We start from the raw sequence: 22,164 nt of genomic DNA, 5'->3' as shown, positions 1-22,164 counted from the left end.
GTGCGCCCAGGCTACCCGGGACGATGCTCCTTTAGCCATTGCCTTACAGCGGCGGCGTGTCTCCGGCTCACGGGCAGTTGCCCATGCTGGTCTGTCAGATCAATCAGGTTCTGGCCATCCCGTTGCTTCAGCAGCGCTCGGATATAGCGTACGCCCACCAGGGTGTGCCGGTGAATTCGCAGCAGGTATTGCGAGTAGGTACTTTCCAGCTCTTTCAGGGTGTAATCGGTGACGGTTTCGCCGCGCAGATGATGGATGGTGACGTATTTCTGGTCGGCTTCGCAGTACAGAATGCCCCGGATGTCGATCAGTTCGGTCCCGCGGTGGGTGCGGATGGCCAGCTGTTCGTCCGTGTCCGATTGTTTTTCAGCCAGCGCCTGAAGTTGTACCCGGTTGACACGGCCAGCCCGATTCAGGGCGTCGGCCAGCGCTTCGCGGCGTACGGGTTTGAGCAGGTAGGCCACCGCGTGTACATCGAACGCCTGGATGGCGTAATGATCATAAGCGGTGCAGAAGATAATGGCCGGAGGAGCCTCCAGCGCAGCCATCCGTCGCGCGGCTTCCATACCATCGGTGCCCGGCATGCGGATATCGAGCAGCAGGATGTCCGGCGCCAGGCGCGCGGTCTTTTCCAATGCTTCGTCGCCGTCGCCAGCCTCGTCACAGACATTGTAGCCAGGCAACGCATCCACCAGTCGGCGTATTCGCTCCCTGGCCAGAGGTTCGTCGTCGGCAATCAATACGCTGCGGTGGTTAGTGTCGCCCATGCTTGCCTACTTGCTCCCTGTTGCCGGTTGTCCGTTGCCACTCGCTTTCTGCCAAGGCAGACGGAGAGTGACGGTATAGATATCATTCTGCTGGCTGTGTTTCAGCACGGCGGGCTCACCGAACAGAGCGTGCAGGCGGGACTGAATGTTGGCCAGCGCCATTCGGTTGCCGTCGTGGCTACCCTGGTCAGAAGCCGGACGCGGGTTCTGCACCATAAGGTAGACCGAGGGGCCCTTGCGGTATGCCTCAACCTTTACGGTGCCTCCGTCCGGGCGGGGCTGAATGCCGTGATAAATGGCGTTCTCGACCAGCGGCTGAAGCGTCAGCGGGGGGATGGCCTGTTGTTCCAGTCCGTCTTCGATGTGCCATTCCAATGTCAGCCGGTCTTCCAGGCGAAGCTTTTCAATGGCCAGGTAGCGCTTACACAGGTCCAGTTCTGCGCTCAGGGGAATCAGGCGGTCACCGGTGCGCAGGCTGGCGCGGAACAGTTCGGATAGATCCAGTACGGCGTCTTCGGCCCGTTCCGGGTTGACGACGATCAGGCTGGCAATGGTGTTCATGCTGTTGAACAGAAAGTGTGGATGAATTCGTGCCTGCAGGGCGGTCAGCCGGGCCTGCATTTCTGACTCACGTTGCTGTTGCCACTGGAACTGCAAGTAGAAGTACCGCAATACCATCAGTGTGATCAACAGTGCCAGCAGCAGTTTCTTGGCCACGCCCTGCCAGGCTTCCAGGCCGGGTTGCGGGTGCAGTACGCTGTCAGCGAAAAGGCTGAAGGCCAGCACATCCAGCATCACAATGGTAACAATCACTGTTGTGGCACGGGTAACCGTCAGCCGCGAGAGCCAGCGCCGAATGAGGCAGATCAGGGCGGCGCTGGTCAGCACCGTCCATTGCACGAACAGGGACAACAGGCCGAAATAGTTCCAGTCAATCCAGTGGCTTTCAGCCTGAACGATGGACAGCACCAGCACCAGCAGTTCACTGGTGACCACCAGCAGGAAAACGGCCCTTACCCGGCAAAGATCCGGCACATAGAAGTCGGCGTCGCTTTCTGCGGCTGCCGGGGCTGGGCGTTCCCTGTGATGTCTTGCGGCCATTGAACCGGTTCCTGATTCCTGTTCCTGATTAGGGGGAGGGCAACTGGGTGCCACGGAATGCTATAATCCCGCGATATTCCATTTACCCATTCCCGCAGAATGATGCCGGGCTGTCAGCAGGAAAGATAGACCATGACGGATCAGAACAAGAGCGCCGAGAAACCCTGGGGCGGTCGTTTCACCGAACCCACCGATGCCTTTGTGGAGCGTTTCACTGCCTCCGTGGGCTTTGATCAGCGCCTATACCATCACGATATTACCGGCTCCATTGCCCACGCCACCATGCTGGCGGAAGTGGGCGTGCTGACTGCGGAAGAGCGTGACACGATTATTGAAGGCCTGAAAGCTGTCAAGGCGGACATCGAGGCCGGCACCTTCGAGTGGTCGGTCAGTCTGGAAGACGTGCACATGAACATTGAGGCACGGCTGACGGATCGGATTGGTATTACGGGCAAGAAGCTGCACACTGGGCGCAGCCGTAACGATCAGGTGGCGACGGACATCCGCCTCTACCTGCGCGATGAAATCGACGTCATCGCCGAAGAGCTCCGGCGCCTGCAAGCTGGCCTGCTGGATCTGGCTGAGCGCGAGTCCGAGACCATCATGCCGGGATTCACGCACTTGCAGACCGCACAGCCGGTTACCTTTGGCCACCACCTGTTGGCCTGGTACGAAATGCTGGTGCGGGATGCCGAGCGCCTGCAGGACTGCCGCAAACGCGTGAACGTAATGCCCCTGGGCGCGGCGGCGCTGGCGGGCACAACCTATCCGATTGATCGCGGCATCACTGCAAAGCTGCTGGGCTTCGATCGGGCCAGCGAGAATTCCCTGGATTCCGTGAGTGACCGGGACTTTGCCATCGAATTCTGCAGTTTTGCCGCCCTGTTGATGACCCACCTGTCGCGATTCAGCGAGGAGCTGGTGCTGTGGACCTCTGCCCAGTTTGATTTCATTGATCTGCCGGACCGTTTCTGTACCGGCTCGTCCATCATGCCCCAGAAGAAGAACCCGGACGTGCCTGAACTGGTGCGCGGCAAGACCGGCCGGGTGAACGGCCACCTGATCAGTTTGCTGACCCTGATGAAGAGCCAGCCGCTGGCTTACAACAAGGACAATCAGGAGGACAAGGAACCGTTGTTCGATACCGTGGACACCGTGAAAGGCTGCCTCAAGGCCTATGCCGACATGATCCCGGCCATTGAGGCCCGGGCCGACAATATGCGCGTGGCGGCCAAGCGGGGTTTCTCTACCGCAACGGATCTGGCGGACTATCTGGTCAAGAAGGGCGTGGCTTTCCGCGATGCCCATGAAATTGTGGGTAAAGCGGTTGCGTTTGGCGTGGCAGAAGGGCGCGATCTCTCCGAAATGACCACGGAAGAACTCACCCGCTTCTCCGACGTCATCGGCGAAGACGTGTTCGATGTGCTGACACTGGAAGGCTCCGTGCAGGCGCGTGATCATCTTGGCGGCACCGCGCCGAAGCAGGTGCGCGCTGCAGTCGCACGCGCGCGCAAAACACTCTAGCCTCCAATTTTCCCCGTGGTCAGGGCAACCTCCACCGGCTTCAGCTCCTCCAGTGGGCGAGGCCGGTAAAGGCGGAAGCCCTGGCCGTAGTGAATGCCGAGAGTGCGTACCTTTCGAAGGGTGTCGTCGTTCTCAATGAAGGTGGCGACCGTTACCTTGCCCGCGGCTTCCGCTATTTTATGAAGTGCCTCCACCATCACTTGCTGCACCGGGTCGTCGTTCAGGTGCTGCATGATCTTGTGGTCCAGCTTGATGATGTCCACTGGCAGCTTTGCCGCCAGGCCGTAACTTTCCACCGACGCTCCCGCGCCATCCAGCGCCACCCGGCAGCCAATGCGGTGCAGGCTGTCGCACAGCACCGCTACATCGTCCGGGTACTGGGTGGCATGGGCCTCCCTTATCTCCAGACAGAAGCATTCCGGGGCAAAAGGTGACCCTTTCAGCGCGGCTTCCATGAAGTCCGCAAACGAGTCATCCAGTACGCTGGCAAGCGAAAGGTTGAACCCACAGTACTTGAGGCGCGGCTCCAGAAGACGGTGCTGTTCGAGCCAGGCCAGGGTCTGACGGATTACCTGGCGATCCAGGCGTTTGGCCAGATCAAACCGTTCGGCAACGGGCAGAAAGGCGTCAGGGGTCAGCGGAGGACTGTCCGGCGTCTCACCGGGAATCCGGGTCAGTATTTCGATGTGGTCACCCCAGGTAATGCTGGCCACGGGGCGTAGCGATTGGTATTCAAGTTTGAGGTAGCCGCTGTCGAGTGCCTGCTGGATTTGTGTCAGCACCTGATTGGTCGTGCCCTCGTCCAGCGACAGGGACATGGCCCGGGCGGCATGGATCCGGTTGCGGCCGGAGGTTTTCGCGGTGTGGCACAGGTCAGCCGCCTGGGTCAGCAGTTGTTCGGAATCGGTGGGTGCATCGTCGTCCAGAAACAGCAGGCCACCACTGGCCGTTGTCTGCAATTGCTTGTCCTGCCAATGGAAAACGAAACCGCCGATCAGCTCGAGGATGCTGTCGGCAATCTTGCGGGCGCGTGCTTCAGGGCAGTTTTCGATCAACAGAGCGAAGGTGTCGCCGGCCAGTCGCGCCAGCGCATCCCGCTGTCGGATCTTGACCCCAAGATTGCCGGCCAGCTCACGCAGGTAACGGTCGCAGGTGCCGCTGCCGGCGATGTCATTGAAATGGTCAAACCCATCCAGGTCGAGGTAGAGCAGGCTGTCGCTGCTTTCCCGCCGGGGCTTATGCTCCAGCGTTCGTTGCAGACGGCCCAGGAACGCTTTTCGGTTCATCAGGCCGGTGACTGGATCATGCTGGATGCGGTATTCGCTGCTGGAGGAATTCTGCAGGCGGTTGCTGATATCCCTGGCCACATGAACGGCGCCAATCACGTCGCCCTGGTCATTGGTCAGGCGTTGATAGTGGATTTCGTACAGGGGCAACTCCCGGTGCTGCTGCGCCATGGGCATTTCCACCACGAAGCTGTCGCGTTCGAAGGCGCGGTGCCAGAGTCGCTCGATAAGCCGTCGCTCGTTGGGGAAGCTCTGCAATAAGGTGCTCAGGTTGCTTCCGGATTCCGGCCTAAGGCCGAAGGTAATCTCGAACTGGCGACGGAAGGCACGGTTGAAGTGCAGCAGGTTGAGCTGGCGATCAACGGCGACCACAAGATCGTTGGTGGCGTTGATGGTGGCGCCCAGCATTTGCTCAGCTTGCTGGCGGGCGAGGGTGTGATTGCGCTCAGGCGTTTGGTCAACCAGGGTTCCCCCCAGCCGTTGTATCCGTTCGCCGGCTTTCAGGGCGCGGCCTGTCAACGTCACTCGGCGGACGTTCTGTCGCGCGGTTATCAGATCCAGTGTCAGGGAAAAGGGCTGCCCGGTGCGGATGCAGCGACGGAACAACGCGCGTATCCTGCCCTGGCTGGACTGGCAGTAGAAGAGTGCCTGTTCGGGCGTGATTTCGCTGCCGGGTCTTAATTCCAGCAGGTGATACATGCCGTCCGTCCAGATCAGCTCATTGCTGTGGAGATCCAGTTCCCAGATGCCAACGCCCGCAGAAGTTTCAGTCAGCCGAATCAGGCGGTGGTCGATGGGGGTATGGTCCCGCTGGGTTATAAACGCACTGGCGGCCTGGTCGGAATCGCGAATGTCCATGCGCAGGCTGAGACCCGCCGTGAAGAAAAAACCTTCCTTATGGCGGAAGGTGATCAGTATCGACTCGCCATTTTCAATGCGGTGGCGGTGGGCCGGCACAAAGGGATCGTCCTGGCGTGCGGCCAGGATGCACTGAACCTTGCGACCCTCCAGTTCACTAGCGTCGTAGCCCAGTACGGCCTCGGCGTGATGATCAGCAAACAGGATCACGCCGTCGTCATTGATGCGGATCAGGGTTCGACGTTCGACACCCTGGGGGGCGTCGGAACGGTCTCGACGGATAAAGAATTCTTTCACGACGGAAAAGCCTCAGCCAAGTTGTGGCGGGAGCGTGCTAAGGTTCTCCCGCTTTTATTTTTTTGCCGATTTTGCCACGATTCGGTCATCATACTGATAATGGTATCGGAAAGAACCTCTCCCGCGGAGTCGCCTTGACCATCCACACCGCTCCTATTGCCCTGGACTTTGATGAGGGTATCGACCGAAAAACGCTGCGTCGGCTGCGGGACCGGTTCATGGCTGTCAATCAGCAGCGCTGGGATCGTGCCCATTCGGCCCTGACCTATCGGCAACAGGCCGCTTTGGAAGTGTTGCCGCTGGTGTTTCATCTGAATCATCCGGCTCTGCCCGGTTATCTCGACAGTGACTGCCCCTACGGACTGAGCCACTATCGAGCCTCTGAATCCACGCTGAACGCTGCCCGACGCCTGGCAAGAACCTTCTCGCTCAAGGACGAGGGGCGGAGAAAGCCAGATCTGGAAGCTCTCTTCCTGATGGGCAGTCCCGGTACCCTGGGCCATTCGGTGGCCAGTGACCTGGATATCTGGCTGTGTCATCGTCCGGATCTTTCGGAGCGGGGCGTGCGTTGCCTGGAGCGTAAGGCTCAGAGTCTGTCCATTTGGGCCGAGAGCCTGGGGGTTGAGCTGCATGTGTTTGTGTTTTCCGCCGCCGACTGGCGTGCCGGAAGGCAGCGAGCGGAAGTGACCGGGGAAAACTGCGGCAGTTCACAGCATTATCTGCTGCTGGACGAATTCTACCGCACGAGTATTCACCTCGGCGGCCGTTATCCGTTGTGGTGGCTGGTTCCCGTGGAGGATGAACGGCGCTACGACGAGTGCGCCCGGCAACTGATTGACTGCCGGTTTATCCGGGGCGATGAATACATTGATTTCGGCCCGGTGCCCTCGATACCGCAGGAAGAATTTCTGGGAGCAGGAGTCTGGCAGTTATACAAAGGCATCGACATGCCCTGGAAATCGATCCTTAAGCTGCTGCTGATCGAATGTTATGCCCGCAGTAATGAAGGCAGTGAGAGTAGCGAAAGCAACGAGAAACCACTGTTGTCTCGGGTCTTCAAGGCAGCGGTGTATTCCGGTGAAACCAACCCTGACCGGCTCGACCCCTATATACTGCTGTACGAACGTCTGGAGCAGTGGCTGGTTGAAGAAGATGCTCCCCAACGCCTGGACCTGGTGCGTCAGAGCCTCTATCTCAAGGCGGGCCTGCCGCTGACCCGTTCGGCACAGAGCCTTTCAGGTTGGAGAGCCAGGCTGTTGCAGGCCCTGGTGGACGCCTGGGGGTGGTCGGCTACTGAGCTGAAAAACCTGGACAACCGGATCCGTTGGCGCGCCGAAGATGTGGTCACCCTTCGGCGGCTCGTGGTGGCCGAGTTAACTCACAGCTACCGGCTGCTGTCTCGGCTGGCGCGGGATCATGGCACACGTGCGGCCATCAGCAGTAACGACATGAACCTGCTGGGGCGTAAGCTGTATGCGGCCTTTCAACGTAAGGCCGGGAAGGTCGAGCAGATCAACCCCGGGCTCGCCCCCTCGCTGGCGGAGGAAAATCTGGCGTTCCATCACCAGTCGGAGCAAGGTGGTTCGGCCGGTCACGATGGCTGGTTGTTGTACCGGGATCTCGAAGATCCGTCAGATGCGCTCTGGCAGCCAGTCATCCGCCGTTCGGGCAACCTCACTGAACTGTTGGTGTGGAGCTATTACAACGGCTTGCTGACCCGGGCCACACGGTTGAACGTGCGAGCCGGCAGCAGCATTGCCTCGGTGGCAGAACTGCGGGAAATGCTGGATGCACTTGGTGCGTTCCTGCCATTCCCGGTGGATCCGGCCGGCCGGGAGGCGCTTTCCCGGGGCGTGCACCCGCTGCGCAACCTGCTGTTTGTCAATGTAGGGGTCGACCCGCAGGCCTATCTGACCGAGCGGGGATTGCACAAGCTCAGCGCCCGTCACGACTCACTGGGTTTCAGCGGTGGGCGGGAAAACCTGGTGAACACCATTGACCAGGTGACTTTCAATAGCTGGCACGAAGTGAGTTTGCAGCACTATGCTGCCGGAGACACGCTGGTGCAGTGCCTCAAAAACGTGCTGGCATCGGTGGCCAACGCTCCGGACCGGTTGCCGGACATTATGGTGCACAGCCACAGCACAGGCCATGGAGCCGCCATAGCCCGCCGGGTACGCGAGCTGTTCATGGACGTGATGCGTTATTTCTTTGCCGGTGGTGTCGGCCCCCATCCCCTGCGTTACGTCATCGAGATGGATCGGCGATTCTTCCTGCTTCAATTCAGCGGCACTGAGCCCGGATTCGTGGCCCTGGACAGCAACGAAGCGCTGATGACCTATCTGTCCAAACCGCAGGAATCCTACGTGCCAGTGGTGTTTGACCAATACGCCTTGCTGGATGACCTGCCACTACGCGTCGTGTGTCATGCCAGCGAACCGGACAATATTCAGGTGTTCTACCGGGTTACAGGAGAGACCGCGAAGGTGTGGGTTGTGGATGAACTGGGGTCGGTGTTCTGCTGGCAGCAGGATTACACCAATCGTCGCTTCCTGCTGGTGCCCTTGCTGCGATTCCTGGAGAACCTTGTGGAACGCCGACAGTTGCGACAACTGGACGCCTTGACCGATGTTGCAGGTGTCCAGTGCTATGAGATGGTGCTTCGCGACGGTCAGTGGCGTGCGGAAAGGCGACCGGACGCCGACAGCAACGTGCGCTTGCCCGGGCTGGATGTGCAGGCCATCGGTGTTCAGGAGGGCGACTCCCAGGTGCGCTTCGATATTTTCTGTGGCGACCAGGAATTTACCGTTCAGGAATATGGAGATCAGTTGATACCCGCAGTGGCCCACTATATTCGTTCGCTCCGCCAAAGTGACGAGCGCTACCCCGTCTACCTGACGGATGTTCACCTACCCCATGACCTGGATCCACAGGTATACCAGCAGCATATCCAGACCATCCAGTATCTCTACTACCGCACCGAGCTGGAAGATTTGCTGAACCGGCACCTGTAGTATCCGGAATCTAGTATCCGGAATCGTGTGCCGTGGCATCTCGCCGGGCACGGCCTCACTCAGGTATACTGCGAGCATACAGACAACGGGGGCAGCTACCCATGAAGCCAGGACAGACATTCATGTTCCTGCTGGTGATGGTCGCGTTCTGGGGTTGGGTGTGGCCAGAAGGGGCCGTTGTATCGTCCGGCACCGGCCAGTGACGATGTTACAACCGAGCAGGCCACACCCAGCCAGAAACCTGGCGAACACGACAGCGGCGAACCGGCTGAAGACCACTAGGTTCGGCAGACTGCCCCGATAACAGGCTCAGGAAATCCATGGATCACTTCAATTACCGCAGCGGTGAATTGTTCGCTGAGAACGTGGCGGTTGAGGACATTGCCCGGCGTTTTGGTACGCCTGCCTATGTCTATTCCCGCGCCACCCTCGAACGTCATTACCGCGCCTATGATGATGCCCTTGCCGGTCGGCCACACCTGGTGTGCTACGCCGTCAAGGCCAACAGCAATATCGCTGTACTGAACGTGTTGGCAAGGCTCGGCGCCGGCTTTGATATCGTGTCTGCCGGAGAACTGGAACGGGTGATTCGTGCCGGCGGGGACCCTGCGAAAACCGTCTTTTCCGGGGTGGGCAAGCAGCGCTGGGAAATGCGCCGCGCCCTCGAGGCCGGTGTTCGCTGTTTCAATGTGGAATCCGACACCGAACTGGATCGCCTGAATGAAGTGGCGGGTGAGCTCGGTGTCAGGGCGCCGGTTTCCCTGCGCGTGAACCCGGACGTGGACGCCGGTACCCATCCCTATATCTCCACCGGGCTGAAAGAGAACAAGTTCGGTATCGACATTGCGGAAGCGCCGGCCGTTTATGAGCGCGCCGCCGCCATGGCAAACCTGGACATACAGGGTGTGGATTGCCACATCGGCTCGCAGCTCACCTCGGTGTCACCTTTCCTCGATGCACTGGACCGTGTGTTGGAACTGATCGACACCCTGGCAAAGAAGAACATCAATATCCGGCATCTGGATATGGGTGGTGGACTGGGGGTCACCTACGATCAGGAGCAGCCGCCGCAACCGTCGGATTACGTGACCGCGCTGGCGGAGCGCCTGGGCGACCGGTCGCTGGAACTGATCATGGAACCGGGGCGGTCCATTGCCGCCAACGCCGGCATCCTGCTGACGCGCGTGGAATTCCTCAAGTGCACCGAGCATCGCAATTTCGCCATCACAGATGCGGCGATGAACGACCTGATTCGTCCCGCACTGTACAGCGCGTGGCAATCCATTATCCCGGTAACACCCCGCAACGACGGCGACGAGAAACATTGGGATCTGGTTGGGCCGGTGTGTGAGACGGGTGATTTCCTCGGCAAGGATCGCAAACTGAGACTCCAGGCCGGCGATTTGCTGGCGGTTCGCTCAGCTGGGGCCTATGGTTTTGTCATGAGTTCCAACTACAACACACGTAACCGCCCACCGGAGCTGATGGTGGATGGCGAGCAGGTGCATGTGGTGCGTCGGCGGGAAACCCTGGAAGAACAGCTTGGCCCAGAAAGCTGTTTGCCGGAATGAGTGGGGAAGCGGATATGAGTCAGTCCCGGCGCAGTCAGGGCCCCATGCTTAACTTCACCAAGATGCACGGTCTGGGGAACGACTTCATGGTGGTGGACGCCATCAGCCAGCCCTTTCGCCTGCGCCCGGAGATGATCCGCGAACTGGCCGACCGGAATTTCGGTATTGGCTTTGATCAGTTGCTGGTGGTTGAACCTCCGGGGCTGCCCGACGTGGACTTTCGCTACCGGATATTCAACAGCGATGGCTCAGAAGTCGAACAATGTGGCAACGGGGCCCGCTGTTTTGCCCGTTTTGTCCGCGACCAGCGCCTGACCAACAAGAAGGTGATCCGGGTTCAGACCGCCAAGGGCGTTATCGAACTGAGAGTCGGGCGTGCAGGCATGGTTACCGTCGATATGGGGGTGCCGGAGCTCAACCCTCCGGCCATTCCGTTCGCCGCTGACCGCCGCAAGGACGTGTACACAGTGGAACTCGGCGGTGATACCGTGGAACTCAGTGCCGTTTCCATGGGCAACCCCCATGGCGTGCTACTGGTGGATGACGTGGATACCGCCCCGGTAGGCGAGTATGGCCCCAGGCTTGAGAATCATCCGCGGTTCCCGGCGCGGGCCAACATCGGGTTCCTGCAGATTGTTGACCGGACTCACGTCCGCCTGAGGGTGTTCGAGCGTGGTTCCGGTGAAACCATGGCCTGCGGCAGTGGCGCCTGTGCGGCGGTGGTTGCCGGCTGCTTGCGAGGGTTGCTGGATAACCGGGTGGACGTCGAGCTGAAAGGTGGGCGCCTGGTCATCGAATGGCAGGGTGAGGGGGCCCCTGTTATGATGGAAGGCCCGACGGCCAGTGTTTTCGAGGGTCAGCTTCGCCTGCCGGCAGACCAGCCCCCGAGACGACGTAAGAGCACGCGGCACAGCGATGCAAAATCCGGTACCAACCGACAGAACAATCGCCATCGCCAGCCGGCCACATCAAGGCCCTGACCATCAGGAGAGCAGCATGACAGAACAAACGGCCCACAAGAAGGCCGAAGGGCTCACCCGGGAAGCCGTCGCAGATTATCTGCGGAATAACCCCGATTTCTTTATTGATCAGGACGAGCTCCTGCGCAGCCTGACCTTGCCCCACGACAGCGGCCGGGCGATCTCGTTGGTGGAGCGCCAGGTGCACCTGTTCCGCGAACAGCGCGACACCTTGCGCCGCGAACTGGTGGAGCTGGTGTCCATTGCCCGCCACAACGACCGCCTTTTCGAGAAGAGCAAACGCCTGCTGATGCAGGTTATCGAGGCCCGTAACCTGAATGATATGGCCGCCGCGATTGATGACAGTATCCGTGGTGATTTCGGTCTGGACGCGGCCTCGGTGATTCTCTTCACCGACAGCGAGTTGCCGGCAGCGGCGCAAGGCGCCCTGCACGTGGTGTCGCCGGACGCGGCGAAAGCGCGCTTGGGCGGCTTGCTGGAAGGGGATCGCGCGGTTTGTGGCCAGTTCCGTGAGAGCGAGCGCAGCTTTCTGTTCCCGGACCGGGAGGAGCCCATTGCCTCAGTGGCACTGGTCCCGCTGCGTAACAACGAGCTGGTCGGGGTGTTTGCCGTGGGCAGCTGCGAACCCGGATACTTTGACCAGAGTATGGGCTCACTGTTCCTGACCTACATCAGCGACACCCTGAGCCGCCTGTTGCCGCCCATCCTGCAGAGGCATGCCGCCACGGTGCCTGTCACCGATGTGGTCGCGGAGTCCCGCTGACCATGTCGCTGGTCAACGAGGAAGCGGGCCCATCTGCCACACTGGCAGAGCCTGTGGCCGCGTTCCTGCGTTATCTGGCGTCGGAGAAGCGACACTCACCGCGCACCTGCGACAGTTATCGCGATGACCTGAAGCGATTCGCTGTGTGGGTTGAGCATCAACCGTCGCCGGCCTGGCGGTCGGTCACCAGCCACGACTTGCGACGATACGTTGCCCAGCTCAGCCGTGAAGGCTTGGGCGGTAGAAGTATTGCCCGTCACCTGTCTGCCATCCGCCGGTTTTACGAATACCTGTTACGGGAACACCTGGCGGTGGACAACCCTGCGCTGGACATCCGGGCTCCCAAGTCCGGTAAGCGCCTGCCGAGGGTGGCGGATGTGGACCAGCTCAACCACCTGCTGGACGCAGCGCCCGATGATCCCCTGGAGATTCGCGACCTGAGCATGTTCGAGCTGATGTATTCCTCCGGGCTGCGATTGTCGGAACTGGCGGGGCTGGATCTTCAATCCGTGGACGTCCGAGGCGGGGAGGTGCGAGTGCTGGGTAAGGGGCGTAAGGAGCGCCTCCTGCCGGTCGGGCGAAGGGCCCTGGAGGCTCTGGCGCAGTGGCTTGAAGTGCGCGGAGCGATGGCGCCAGACGGAGAGAACGCCTTGTACGTGAGCCGACGAGGCGATCGGCTCAGTACCCGCAGTATCCAGTCCCGCCTCAGCCGGTGGGGAATGTCGAAAGGGGCGGATCAAAGGCTGCATCCCCACCTGCTTCGGCATTCCTTCGCCAGCCATATGCTGGAGTCCAGTGGCGACCTGCGAGCGGTGCAGGAGTTGCTTGGCCATGCGGACATAGCGACGACCCAGGTCTATACTCATCTGGACTTCCAGCATCTGGCAAAGGTCTACGATCAGAGCCATCCCAGGGCTCGCCGTCGTCGTAACGGGGAGGAAACGGAGCACCGTTGAGGCATCAGTCACGGAATAGGCGTCCAGTAAAGGGCCAGGAGCGCTAAATGTCATCGGATCCATCCTGGAAGGACAAGTACCTCCAGGCACTTGAATCATCAGATCAGCGTGAATCGCATTGGGAAGCTGAAAGGAATCTGCTCCAGCGTATGCTGGTGCGCACCAGTCTGGCCTCGGAAGGGCAGACTGCGGAGCTGGACCGTTTGCTGGAACGGGTTCGCGACGAGCTCCGAAAACCCCCTCTCAACGCAGACAGCTGGCGGGATTTGCAGGAGAGAATCGACCGCCAGGTGGCCGCGTTGGACGACCGCAAGGCCGAATCCACGGACCGGCTGAGAACGACATTCGAGCAGTTGCTATCGGAACTGCGTTCCCATCCTATGTTCAAATCCGGCAAGGACCGTATTCGCGACCTTGAGAAACGACTCCGGAAACCGGAAACCCTTCAGCTCGATGCGACCGGCTGGTTGGTCGATCTGGCTTTGGTGCTGGAAAATGGGCTGGGCAGTGGTGATGGACGAAATCGCAAGCGAAGTCGGTTTGGCCGGCTGTTTAGTGGCCGGGGAAATCCGGCGTCGTCTGAGCAGCCGACATTGGCGGAAGCCGCCGAGGACCCGCTGGTTTCTTCCGCCGTTGAGCTGGCAGTGCCTGGCGCGGAAGACAGCGAACGCCTGAAGATAGCGCGTCGAGTTGGTGAGCTGCTGGGCCATATGCTGGATCAGGTAACATTGGAGGCAGCATCGGAGGCGAGAGCCCGACGACTGCAGGAATCTCTGTTGAGCAGCGACAGCTGGGATGAACTGCGGGAGGGGCTGGCCAGCGTGGCGGAACTGGTGATCGCCGCGGTTACCCGGGGGCAAAGGGAATTCGAGGCCTTCCTGAGGCGCCTCGATGAACGTCTGGAAGCGCTGCGCCAATGCTTCTCAGAGCAGGCGACTGCTCAGGCTGGGCGACTGGACGCCTCGCAGGAATTGGATCGTGATATTCGCCAGGAGCTACGGTCGTTCGGCCAGCAAGTGGAAAAAAGTGTCGACTTCGACGAGCTGAAAGACTCGGTGAGCCAGCACATGGAGTCGATCAGTGGTGCCGTCGAGCGGTTTCGGGAGCAGGAGTCCGAGCGCGAGCGCAACCTGTCGCTGCAACTGGAGCTCATGCAGGAGAAACTGGTGACGATGGAGGCCCAGTCGGAACAGGTTCGGGAAAAACTCAGGGAGGAACGCGAGAAAGCCCTCACCGACGTCCTGACTCAATTGCCCAATCGGGAAGCCTGGCAAGAGCGACTGTCATTCGAGTACCAGCGCTGGCAGCGTTATCGTCATTCATTGTCGGTCTGCGTGCTTGATATCGATTTTTTTAAGCGTGTGAACGATTCCTATGGGCACAAGGCGGGTGATCGCGTGTTGCAACTGGTTGCGCGAGCCCTCCGTGAACGTCTCAGGGCAACTGACTTCATCGCCCGTTTCGGCGGGGAAGAGTTCGTGATTCTGTTGCCGGAAACCAATGTGGATAATGCCCGGTCGGTATTGGACAGCATGCGCGGGCATATTGCGGAGCTGCCATTCCATTTCCGGGGAGAACCGGTGTCGGTGACCTTTTCAGCAGGGCTGGCGGAATTCGATGGGGACGACGACGAGGATGATGTGTTCGACCGGGCCGACAAGGCTCTGTACCTCGCCAAGGACTCCGGCCGTGACCAGGTGCTTATCGCAGGGCGCGATGTCTGACTCAGTGCCTCATCAGGGCATCGAGTTCATCGATAACTTCTGCCCAGTCAGAGTCGTCTTCGAGGCCCTCTTCAAGAAAATGTGACTGGCTTTCCGACCAGAAAGGGGCGTCCTGCAGCGCGATTTCCGAGGGCAGTGGCGAGTGCCGGGCGATAAAATCCTCAATGCTGACGCTGTCGGACGGCATGCCGAGTTGTTCAAAAAGCGCGCTGAAATCGTGTTTGCTGGTATCCATGGTCATGGTTCTCCCCAAGGTTGCCGGTGCTTTAAAACGCTGTGGGCACGATCAGAGTAGATCGGGTAACCCGCTGAATGCAATCGGAAGAATTTACGGGTATGGTTCCCTGAACTGTAGCCGAACCGGTGAGGATATCCAGTGAGGTCCGTTTTTCATGTTGTGTTGTTGCTGACCATTCTGCTGGTGCCGGGCGTGCCCGCTGCAGAGCCGCCGCAACCCTCTCCGGCGCCAGTGTTGGGTAGCGAGGATCTGACCTGGCTGGCAGAGAGGGAATCCTTCCGCGTTGGGGTGCGAAGTGGTCAGGTGCCGCTGGTGTTCGATACGGGTGAGGGAGAGCTGGCAGGTATTTTCATTGACTACCTCAACCGGCTGTCAGAGAAGCTTGGCGTGCCTATTGAGGCGGTGTCGGCCCCGGACGAACAACTCGGCGCATGGTTGCAGGATGGGACCCTGGATGCCCGGTTGAGTACCCGTCTGGCCCACCGTTCTCCCCCTTCCAATGTGGTGCTTTCCTCGCCATTGATGAGTTTGACCTATGGCATATTCGTTGGTGCCGATGATGCGGGCATTCGCACGCTCTCGGACCTTGAGGACGCAAACATCGCCCTGATCACCAACGATCCTAACCAGTTTGCATTGCTTGATCCCGTCAATAGCTTTTCACCTGTACCGGTTTCCAGTATCAGCGAAGCCGTTGGAAGGGTGCTGTCGGGACAGGCGGACGCGTTTCTGGGCCCGGTTCCGGTGGTGTCGGACTACCTGCAGTCCGCCATGGTCAATGGCGTTGGGGTGGCCACATTGCTGAACCAGCAATCGGTCGACGTGGTGCTGGAAATGGCCGCGCAGAGTGATCAGGAGAATAACCAAAAGAGCGACCAGCTGTATCGTGTGCTGAACCAGGCGGTTCTGGCTATTGACCACGGTGAGCACCGGTCGATCCGCCAGTCGTGGTTGCAGACTGAGTTGCCGGAACTGGACCCCTCCGCCATTTCCCTGTCGGTTGACGAGAGGGCATTTCTCAATCGAAACCCCAATCTTCGCGTGGCCTTTCGGCCGGATTGGCCACCGTTCGAATATACCCAGAATGGTCAGTCTGCCGGGCTCGTGCCGGATTTGGTCAAACGCCTGGAAGAGCAACTGAATATTCGCTTCAGCCGTCAGGTGATGGACAACAGTGCCGACGAAGAAAACGCTCTGCGCTCGGGTGAGGTGGATATACTGCCCGCGATGTCCCGAACCCCCAGGGTCGAGGAATCTTTTCTGTTCAGCCGCGCTTACTTGACCGTTCCCATTGCCCTTGCCATTCGTGATGATGGTCGATTTATCGGCGAATTGAGGGAGTTGAGAGACGAAAAGGTGGGTGTGGTGAACCGCCAGGCGGGGCATGATTATCTATTGATCAACCACCCCAACCTCGATCTGTATCCGGTGACGTCCATCGAGGAGGGGCTGCTGGCCCTGTCCAACGGTGATCTCGACGTCATGGTGACGCATATTCCGGCCGTCAGCTATACCGTTGCCCGCCTGGGGCTATCCAACCTTCGGATAACAAGCATTACGCCTTACCAGTATGAGTTAAGGTTTGCCGTCAGTAAGGAACGGCCCGAACTGCAGCGGATCCTCAATAAAGCGCTGGGCAGTCTGGACGCGACCGAGACCGAGTCGATCTACAATCGCTGGATCCACCTGGATATCGAGCAGGAAACGGACTACACCGTGGTGCGTCGTATTGTGCTTATCGCCATCGTGGTGGTGCTGATTTTCCTGTACTGGAACCGTAAGCTGTCGCGGGAGGTGGATGAGCGAATCCGATCTGAAAACGCACTGCGACGCAGCGAAGACGAGCTTCGGGCGGCCAAACTGGAGGCGGAACGCCTGGCGCGGGAAGCCGAGGCGGCCAGCCTGACGAAAAGCGAATTCCTCGCCAATATGTCCCATGAGATTCGTACTCCGATGAACGCTGTGATTGGCTACAGCGATCTGCTGAGCAATACGGTCAAGGATCCCCAGCAACGTAATTACCTGGATGCCATTCGCGCGGGCAGCCGCAGCCTGTTGATGCTTATTAACGACATCCTGGATTTGTCGCGCATCGAAGCGGGAAAGATGCGGCTGGAGTATTCGGCGGTATCGGTACGGCGGCTGCTCAGTGATGTACGCCACATATTCGACCTGCGTGCCACAGAGCAGGGTATCTCGCTGGAAGTCAGCGTGGATTCCAAGATGCCGGCGGCGATGATGCTGGATGAAACGCGGCTGCGGCAGGTGCTTTTCAATCTCGTTGGTAATGCCATCAAGTTTACCCATGAGGGTGGTGTGACGGTCCGTGCCACGGCTACACCGCGGAAGTCATCGGAGAAGCAGCCAGTCGAGGAGACGGCCAGCGAGGTTGATCGTCGCTGCTTTTACCGCTTGGTTGTGACAGTGTCCGATACCGGCATCGGCATTCCTCCCGACCAGCAGGAGCAGATCTTCGACGCCTTTGAACAGCAGGAAGGACAGAACACGCGGCGTTATGGGGGCACGGGGCTGGGCCTGGCGATCAGCCGCAAGCTGGTACGAATGATGGGCGGTGAACTACAGGTTGAGAGTGAGCCTGGAGCAGGCTCCACCTTTACGGTCAAGCTTCCTCGGGTTGAGGCAACGGGTGCCCAGGCGGAAGAAGATGGTACGCCCGAGGAGTCGGAACGCCTGTTGGCACAGACACTCAGCATGCAGGAACGTGGATGGTTGCAAGAGCAACTTGCACGGGATTTTGGCGACGAGTGGGAGACTGTGAGAGAAAGCGGCGATCCGGAACAGATGAAGGATTTTGCCAACCGTGTGCTGGAATGGGGCAAGCGGTTCCGCTCGCCTTCGGTTACCCGCTATGGAGAGAAGCTGTTGGCGGATGTGGAGGCGTTTAATCTGGATTCCGTGAACAGCGCTCTCGAATCTTTTCCGCGTCTTCTGGGACGGGATCAGTGACTGGAAAGTGTCAGAGGCAGTCGAACTGCGACTTGCGGTCAAAGGCGACGGCGACCATGTCGTAGCCCGAGTCGGACAGCGAACGAATCAGCTCGCGATCTTTCAGCAGAGCCATGCAGACCCGGTGCACATTGGCCTGAAGTTGTTCCTGGGGGGGCTCGGATTCGAACCGGAAATCGACGATCAGGTATTTACGTTCGACGGCGGATGTGGCGGGAATGTCTTCACGCTCAATGCTTTCATAGCCAATGTAAGTGGCTTGTTTATCGGGGAAGATTCCACTTAGCAAGACGTCCAGGTTGCCAGCCATGACCGGTTGCGAAGCCAGTGCCAGTAACAGGGTGAGAGCGCCGGTGATGTGTTTGATGGCCATGAGAGCCACTCCTTTGGAATCGGTTCGTCGATCAATGTAAACATATGTAACGTTTAGTTACTGGTGATTATTGCAGAGTGCGAGTAGGTTTGCGTATTTTTTGCACGAATTTTTCAATTGTTTGCAATGTTCAGAGAATCCGTCGGCTGGGTATGGATTTCCGGAGCCTATCAGGATCAACTACTATGGATAACAACAGAAGCGCATAGAGGCAGGATGATGTTCCAACTCGTCTTCAAAGGTGAATGCACACCGGGGACCGACCCGGCAACCGCCCGCAGTAATGCCAGAACCTTGTTCAAGGCAACGGTGGACCAGATTGAGCGTATGTTCAGCGGTCAGCCAGTCGTTATCCGCAACAAACTGGAGGAGGTCCAGGCGGAAAAATACCGCTCGGTGTTACAAAAGCACGGCATGGTGGCTTATGTCGAGCCCATGGAGGGCGCGGTTGCCCCTGCCGCGCGTACGGCACCCGCCGCTAAAACACCGTCAGAGCCAAAACCAGCACCTGCAACGCCTCCGACAGAGCCGGCGCGCAACGATACCAGATCAGGGAGCGCCGTTGCCGTAGAGCCGGGCGACCGTTTGCCGGTGGCGGGCGATAAGGTCGACAGCATTCTTTCCGGGTCCGGGCTGACCCTTGACCCCGTTGGCGTCACGCTGGAGGAACATCGGGAGGCTCCTGCCCCCATGTTCCAGCATTTGGACGACTGGACACTGGCGCCTCCGGGCAGTGAACTGGGCGTGAAGCGTGAGGTTCCACCACCGGTTGTGCCTGATGTCTCCCACCTGTCCCTGGCGGACGAGGATCCCGCAGACGATGCCTGATAGGCGAACGGGATGATGTTACCCGGCAGATTGATCGGCCTCCTGCTTGCCGTGCTCGCAGTTATGCCCGCCATGGCCGATGGTGGGCGGCCGAAAGTGGGCCTGGTGCTAAGCGGCGGAGGGGCCAAGGGCATGGCCCATGTGGGCGTGCTGCGAGTGCTGGAAGAATTACAGGTGCCAGTGGACATTGTGGTGGGCACCAGTGCTGGCTCCGCTGTTGGGGCACTCTACGCCTCCGGTATGGAGGTTCAGGAGATCGAAGAGCGCTTTATCGAGATGGACTGGGTGTCGAGCTTTCGGGATGACCCGGGCCGTGCCTACAAGCCCGTCAGGCGCAAACGTCAGGATTGGCGCTACCCGGTCTCCCCGGGCATCGGCGTGCGCCTGGATGGCCTGCATTTGGGCGGCGGTATCATCGCGGGCCAAAACCTGGGGTTTATCCTCAATGAACTTACCCGGGATGCTGCCCTCGTTGAGGATTTTGACGAACTGGCCATTCCGTTCAGGGCCGTCGCCACGGACCTGGAAACGGGCGAGGAAGTGGTGATCGGCAGTGGCAATCTGTCGGAGGCGATCCGCGCAAGCATGAGCGTTCCCGGCGTTTATGCCCCCGTCACACTGAATGGACGTTTGCTGGTGGATGGAGGCGTGGCCAACAACCTGCCGGTCAGTGTGGCCCATGAGCTCGGAGCCGACATTGTCATTGCCGTGGATATCACCGATCCGCTTTTGGAGCGGGAGGATATACGCGAGGCGTTTTCTGTGGTCGGTCAATTGACCACCATGATGACGCGGCAGAATACCGAGCGGCAGCTCAAGTTGCTGGATGATCAGGACGTCCTGATGAGGCCGGACCTGAAGGGGCTGTCCTCAGCGGATTTCTATGAAGCCCCGGCGCTGTTTGAATTGGGCGCCAGCAGTGCTCGTGAGCACGCCGGTGAACTTCGTCACCTGAGCGTCAGTGATGATGAGTGGGGCCGATTTCGCAGTCGACTGGAGTCGCATTCGTCCAGCCCGGGCGTTATCACCGACATTCGCATTGATGACCGTTCACGCCTGGCGGGGGATTTCCTTCGTGAGCGCATACGTCAGCAGACCGGTGAGCCTCTGGACGTAGATACGCTGGAGGAGGATCTCAAGCGTATCTACGGTCTTGGCTACTATGAAACCGTTTCCTATTCGCTGGTGCCGACCGACGGCCCCGGTACGGATCTGGTTATCCGGGTCCGCGAGAAAAGCTGGGGGCCGAACTACCTGTCCTTTGGCCTGAACTACGAAGACAACTTCGAGAACGATACTCGGTTCAATGTCGCCACGTCGTTGCGGATGACAGGCCTGAATGCCCTGGGTGGTGAGTGGACGACGGGGCTCCAGCTGGGCACCCAACCCCGGGTTCGAACCGAATGGTTCCAGCCACTGGACTACGGTTTCGAAAGATTTCTTACGCTGGGCGGTGCCTATTCCCGTGAAAGCCTGAGCGCGTTTGATGGAGAAGGTGAGCGCATTACCGAAGTGGATATCACCAATCGGCAGGTCGATCTGGCGCTGGGTACCGAACTGGGAGTGAACGGCGAGGTGCGTCTTGAATATGTGCGGGGCTACGCCACCGTCGACGAGCAGATCGGCGAACCGATGGCGCCCTCTGGTTCCATCCAGAGTGGCAGTCTCCGGCTCCAGCTTGTTCACGACTCCCTCGACGATACCTTCCTGCCGGAATCCGGCGGGTTCGCTGGCATTCGCGGCCGATTCGAGCGCCCGGGCCTTGGGTCCGACCGTCATTTTGACTCGGTAACCGTCATGGCTCTGGGCACCGCAAGCTGGAGAAGGGCCAGTATTACCGGCCTGTTGTATGCAAACGCCGTCACCAAGGGTGTTGCCGGTATCGAGAACTCAGTGCTGCTGGGTGGCTTCCACCGGTTATCGGCATACAGCCAGGGCGAAGTTGCTGGAGAGGATGCGGCCCTGGCGGGGGTCTTCGTTCGGCAGGAATTTGGCGGGCCGTTTGTGCCCTGGTTTGCCGGAGCCGGGTTCGAGACCGGTAACGCCTGGTCCTCGCTGGGGGATGCACGGTGGAACAATCTGTTGCGTTCCGGAAGTCTGTTTGCGGGTGTTGAAACCTTTCTGGGTCCGGTACAGATCGCCACGGCCTACAACAACCGGGATGACTGGAGTGCCTATCTCAACGTCGGCTTTTCGTTTACCCGCCTGTTTGAGTGAACAGCCGGTTGCTCAAGCCGTAGCCGATGCGCTGTCGATAGCGTCAAGTACCTGCTGACATTGCTGCTCTGCGTATCCGGCGAGAATGGCGGCAAGGCGTTCCTCATCCCGGGCCTTGATCGCACTGATCGATTCCCGCACATGGGCGAGGTTGTCTTCCAGCACTCGGTTGCCACCGCGCTGGAACGCCACAAAGGCGCAACGTTTCGCCGATGGCCACAGATCCTCAATGGCGGAAATGATGAAGTAGTTGTCGGCATAGGCCAGCGATGCCTGGGTGTACTCTATGCCCAATTCCAGAAAAGCCAGAAGATCGTTATTGTCGTGGCAGCCTTTCATGCGCTGGTACAGGGATTCGAGCTTGTCCATGTCGGCTGCCTGCCACTGCCGCACCAGCTTGCGACCGGTATGAGTCAGGTACAGTTGCAGCACTTCGTATAGGCTACGTACAAAATACTCGTCCAGCGGGGTAACAAATGCGCCCTTGCGTGGCACGTTCTGTACCAGGTGGCGTTTTTCCAGCAGCAGCAAGCCTTCGCGAATCGACCCGTGGCTCACGTCCATTTGCTTGGCCATAGCGCTTTCATAGATTCGTTCGCCGGAGCGAAGCTGGCCGAAAGCAATGAGGTTTTCGATATGACGGGCGACCTGTTCGGTCAGGGTTTCGCGGGGCTTGAATGTGGTCATGGTCCTGCTTCGT

At 59.5% G+C, this 22,164-nt stretch carries 16 protein-coding genes; 10 read left to right on the top strand and 6 right to left on the bottom strand.

Annotated elements, in window-relative coordinates; genetic code table 11:
• Positions 1-11: 11 nt before the first annotated feature.
• Positions 12-767, bottom strand: coding sequence for a LytR/AlgR family response regulator transcription factor (locus MDG893_RS13300; protein WP_007154312.1), 756 nt, complete (start codon positions 765-767; stop codon positions 12-14).
• 6 nt (positions 768-773) lie between these two features.
• Entirely contained in the window at positions 774-1,868 is a 1,095-nt protein-coding gene (locus MDG893_RS13295; RefSeq protein WP_007154311.1) for a sensor histidine kinase, read from the bottom strand.
• A gap of 132 nt (positions 1,869-2,000) precedes the next feature.
• Between MDG893_RS13295 and argH the strand changes: the two genes are divergently transcribed.
• A complete protein-coding gene (argH, locus tag MDG893_RS13290; protein ID WP_007154310.1) occupies positions 2,001-3,392 on the top strand; it encodes an argininosuccinate lyase in 1,392 nt (463 codons plus the stop codon).
• Here the strand turns inward: argH and MDG893_RS13285 are convergent.
• Positions 3,389-5,833: an EAL domain-containing protein gene (locus MDG893_RS13285; protein ID WP_007154309.1), complete on the bottom strand. Its 2,445-nt coding sequence runs from the start codon at positions 5,831-5,833 to the stop codon at positions 3,389-3,391. The genes argH and MDG893_RS13285 overlap by 4 nt on opposite strands.
• Before the next feature lie 134 nt (positions 5,834-5,967).
• Between MDG893_RS13285 and MDG893_RS13280 the strand changes: the two genes are divergently transcribed.
• The 6 genes from MDG893_RS13280 to MDG893_RS13255 all read left to right on the top strand — a co-directional run bounded on the left by MDG893_RS13280 (position 5,968) and on the right by MDG893_RS13255 (position 14,841).
• Entirely contained in the window at positions 5,968-8,847 is a 2,880-nt protein-coding gene (locus MDG893_RS13280; RefSeq protein WP_007154308.1) for a class I adenylate cyclase, read from the top strand.
• Positions 8,848-9,167: 320 nt separating this feature from the next.
• Positions 9,168-10,418 (top strand): diaminopimelate decarboxylase, encoded by a 1,251-nt coding sequence (gene lysA / locus MDG893_RS13275; RefSeq protein WP_007154306.1) that lies wholly within the window; start codon positions 9,168-9,170, stop codon positions 10,416-10,418.
• A 14-nt stretch (positions 10,419-10,432) separates the two neighbouring features.
• Positions 10,433-11,398, top strand: a complete 966-nt coding sequence (gene dapF / locus MDG893_RS13270) for a diaminopimelate epimerase (protein WP_050776505.1) — start codon at positions 10,433-10,435, stop codon at positions 11,396-11,398.
• Positions 11,399-11,414: 16 nt separating this feature from the next.
• Entirely contained in the window at positions 11,415-12,161 is a 747-nt protein-coding gene (locus MDG893_RS13265; RefSeq protein WP_007154304.1) for a DUF484 family protein, read from the top strand.
• A 2-nt stretch (positions 12,162-12,163) separates the two neighbouring features.
• A complete protein-coding gene (xerC, locus tag MDG893_RS13260; protein ID WP_007154303.1) occupies positions 12,164-13,117 on the top strand; it encodes a tyrosine recombinase XerC in 954 nt (317 codons plus the stop codon).
• A 47-nt stretch (positions 13,118-13,164) separates the two neighbouring features.
• Entirely contained in the window at positions 13,165-14,841 is a 1,677-nt protein-coding gene (locus tag MDG893_RS13255) for a GGDEF domain-containing protein (protein ID WP_007154302.1), read from the top strand.
• A gap of 1 nt (position 14,842) precedes the next feature.
• On the opposite strand, the gene MDG893_RS13250 is transcribed toward MDG893_RS13255, so the two are convergent.
• Positions 14,843-15,076 carry a DUF2789 domain-containing protein gene (locus MDG893_RS13250; protein WP_040474602.1) on the bottom strand — a complete coding sequence of 78 codons (234 nt, stop codon included), beginning with the start codon at positions 15,074-15,076 and terminating at the stop codon, positions 14,843-14,845.
• A gap of 162 nt (positions 15,077-15,238) precedes the next feature.
• Here MDG893_RS13250 and MDG893_RS13245 point away from each other — a divergent pair, with 162 nt between their 5' ends.
• Positions 15,239-18,046, top strand: coding sequence for a transporter substrate-binding domain-containing protein (locus MDG893_RS13245; RefSeq protein ID WP_007154300.1), 2,808 nt, complete (start codon positions 15,239-15,241; stop codon positions 18,044-18,046).
• Positions 18,047-18,056: 10 nt separating this feature from the next.
• Here MDG893_RS13245 and MDG893_RS13240 read toward each other — a convergent pair whose 3' ends face one another.
• Positions 18,057-18,419, bottom strand: coding sequence for a hypothetical protein (locus MDG893_RS13240; RefSeq protein WP_007154299.1), 363 nt, complete (start codon positions 18,417-18,419; stop codon positions 18,057-18,059).
• 219 nt (positions 18,420-18,638) lie between these two features.
• Between MDG893_RS13240 and MDG893_RS13235 the strand changes: the two genes are divergently transcribed.
• Both MDG893_RS13235 and MDG893_RS13230 read left to right on the top strand, forming a co-directional pair.
• The gene (locus MDG893_RS13235) at positions 18,639-19,247 is read left to right on the top strand and encodes a hypothetical protein (RefSeq protein WP_040474601.1); all 609 of its coding nucleotides are present in this window, start codon (positions 18,639-18,641) and stop codon (positions 19,245-19,247) included.
• A gap of 12 nt (positions 19,248-19,259) precedes the next feature.
• A complete protein-coding gene (locus MDG893_RS13230; protein ID WP_007154297.1) occupies positions 19,260-21,464 on the top strand; it encodes a patatin-like phospholipase family protein in 2,205 nt (734 codons plus the stop codon).
• Between the two features lie 12 nt (positions 21,465-21,476).
• Here the strand turns inward: MDG893_RS13230 and MDG893_RS13225 are convergent, their stop codons facing one another.
• The gene (locus MDG893_RS13225) at positions 21,477-22,151 is read right to left on the bottom strand and encodes a GntR family transcriptional regulator (RefSeq protein ID WP_007154296.1); all 675 of its coding nucleotides are present in this window, start codon (positions 22,149-22,151) and stop codon (positions 21,477-21,479) included.
• Positions 22,152-22,164 lie beyond the last annotated feature (13 nt).

It is taken from the genome of Marinobacter algicola DG893 (assembly GCF_000170835.1).
Lineage (GTDB): Bacteria > Pseudomonadota > Gammaproteobacteria > Pseudomonadales > Oleiphilaceae > Marinobacter > Marinobacter algicola.
This window is presented reverse-complemented; position numbering and strand designations above follow the sequence as displayed.

What these genes read in the sequence shown, in the direction of transcription:
- MDG893_RS13255 (WP_007154302.1), top strand. Translation starts at nt 13,165, where the DNA reads ATGTCATCGGATCCATCCTGGAAGGACAAGTACCTCCAGGCACTTGAA.
- MDG893_RS13300 (WP_007154312.1), bottom strand. Translation starts at nt 767, where the DNA reads ATGGGCGACACTAACCACCGCAGCGTATTGATTGCCGACGACGAACCT.
- lysA (WP_007154306.1), top strand. Translation starts at nt 9,168, where the DNA reads ATGGATCACTTCAATTACCGCAGCGGTGAATTGTTCGCTGAGAACGTG.
- MDG893_RS13265 (WP_007154304.1), top strand. Translation starts at nt 11,415, where the DNA reads ATGACAGAACAAACGGCCCACAAGAAGGCCGAAGGGCTCACCCGGGAA.
- dapF (WP_050776505.1), top strand. Translation starts at nt 10,433, where the DNA reads ATGAGTCAGTCCCGGCGCAGTCAGGGCCCCATGCTTAACTTCACCAAG.
- MDG893_RS13240 (WP_007154299.1), bottom strand. Translation starts at nt 18,419, where the DNA reads ATGGCCATCAAACACATCACCGGCGCTCTCACCCTGTTACTGGCACTG.
- xerC (WP_007154303.1), top strand. Translation starts at nt 12,164, where the DNA reads ATGTCGCTGGTCAACGAGGAAGCGGGCCCATCTGCCACACTGGCAGAG.
- MDG893_RS13235 (WP_040474601.1), top strand. Translation starts at nt 18,639, where the DNA reads ATGTTCCAACTCGTCTTCAAAGGTGAATGCACACCGGGGACCGACCCG.
- MDG893_RS13295 (WP_007154311.1), bottom strand. Translation starts at nt 1,868, where the DNA reads ATGGCCGCAAGACATCACAGGGAACGCCCAGCCCCGGCAGCCGCAGAA.
- argH (WP_007154310.1), top strand. Translation starts at nt 2,001, where the DNA reads ATGACGGATCAGAACAAGAGCGCCGAGAAACCCTGGGGCGGTCGTTTC.
- MDG893_RS13250 (WP_040474602.1), bottom strand. Translation starts at nt 15,076, where the DNA reads ATGGATACCAGCAAACACGATTTCAGCGCGCTTTTTGAACAACTCGGC.
- MDG893_RS13225 (WP_007154296.1), bottom strand. Translation starts at nt 22,151, where the DNA reads ATGACCACATTCAAGCCCCGCGAAACCCTGACCGAACAGGTCGCCCGT.
- MDG893_RS13230 (WP_007154297.1), top strand. Translation starts at nt 19,260, where the DNA reads ATGATGTTACCCGGCAGATTGATCGGCCTCCTGCTTGCCGTGCTCGCA.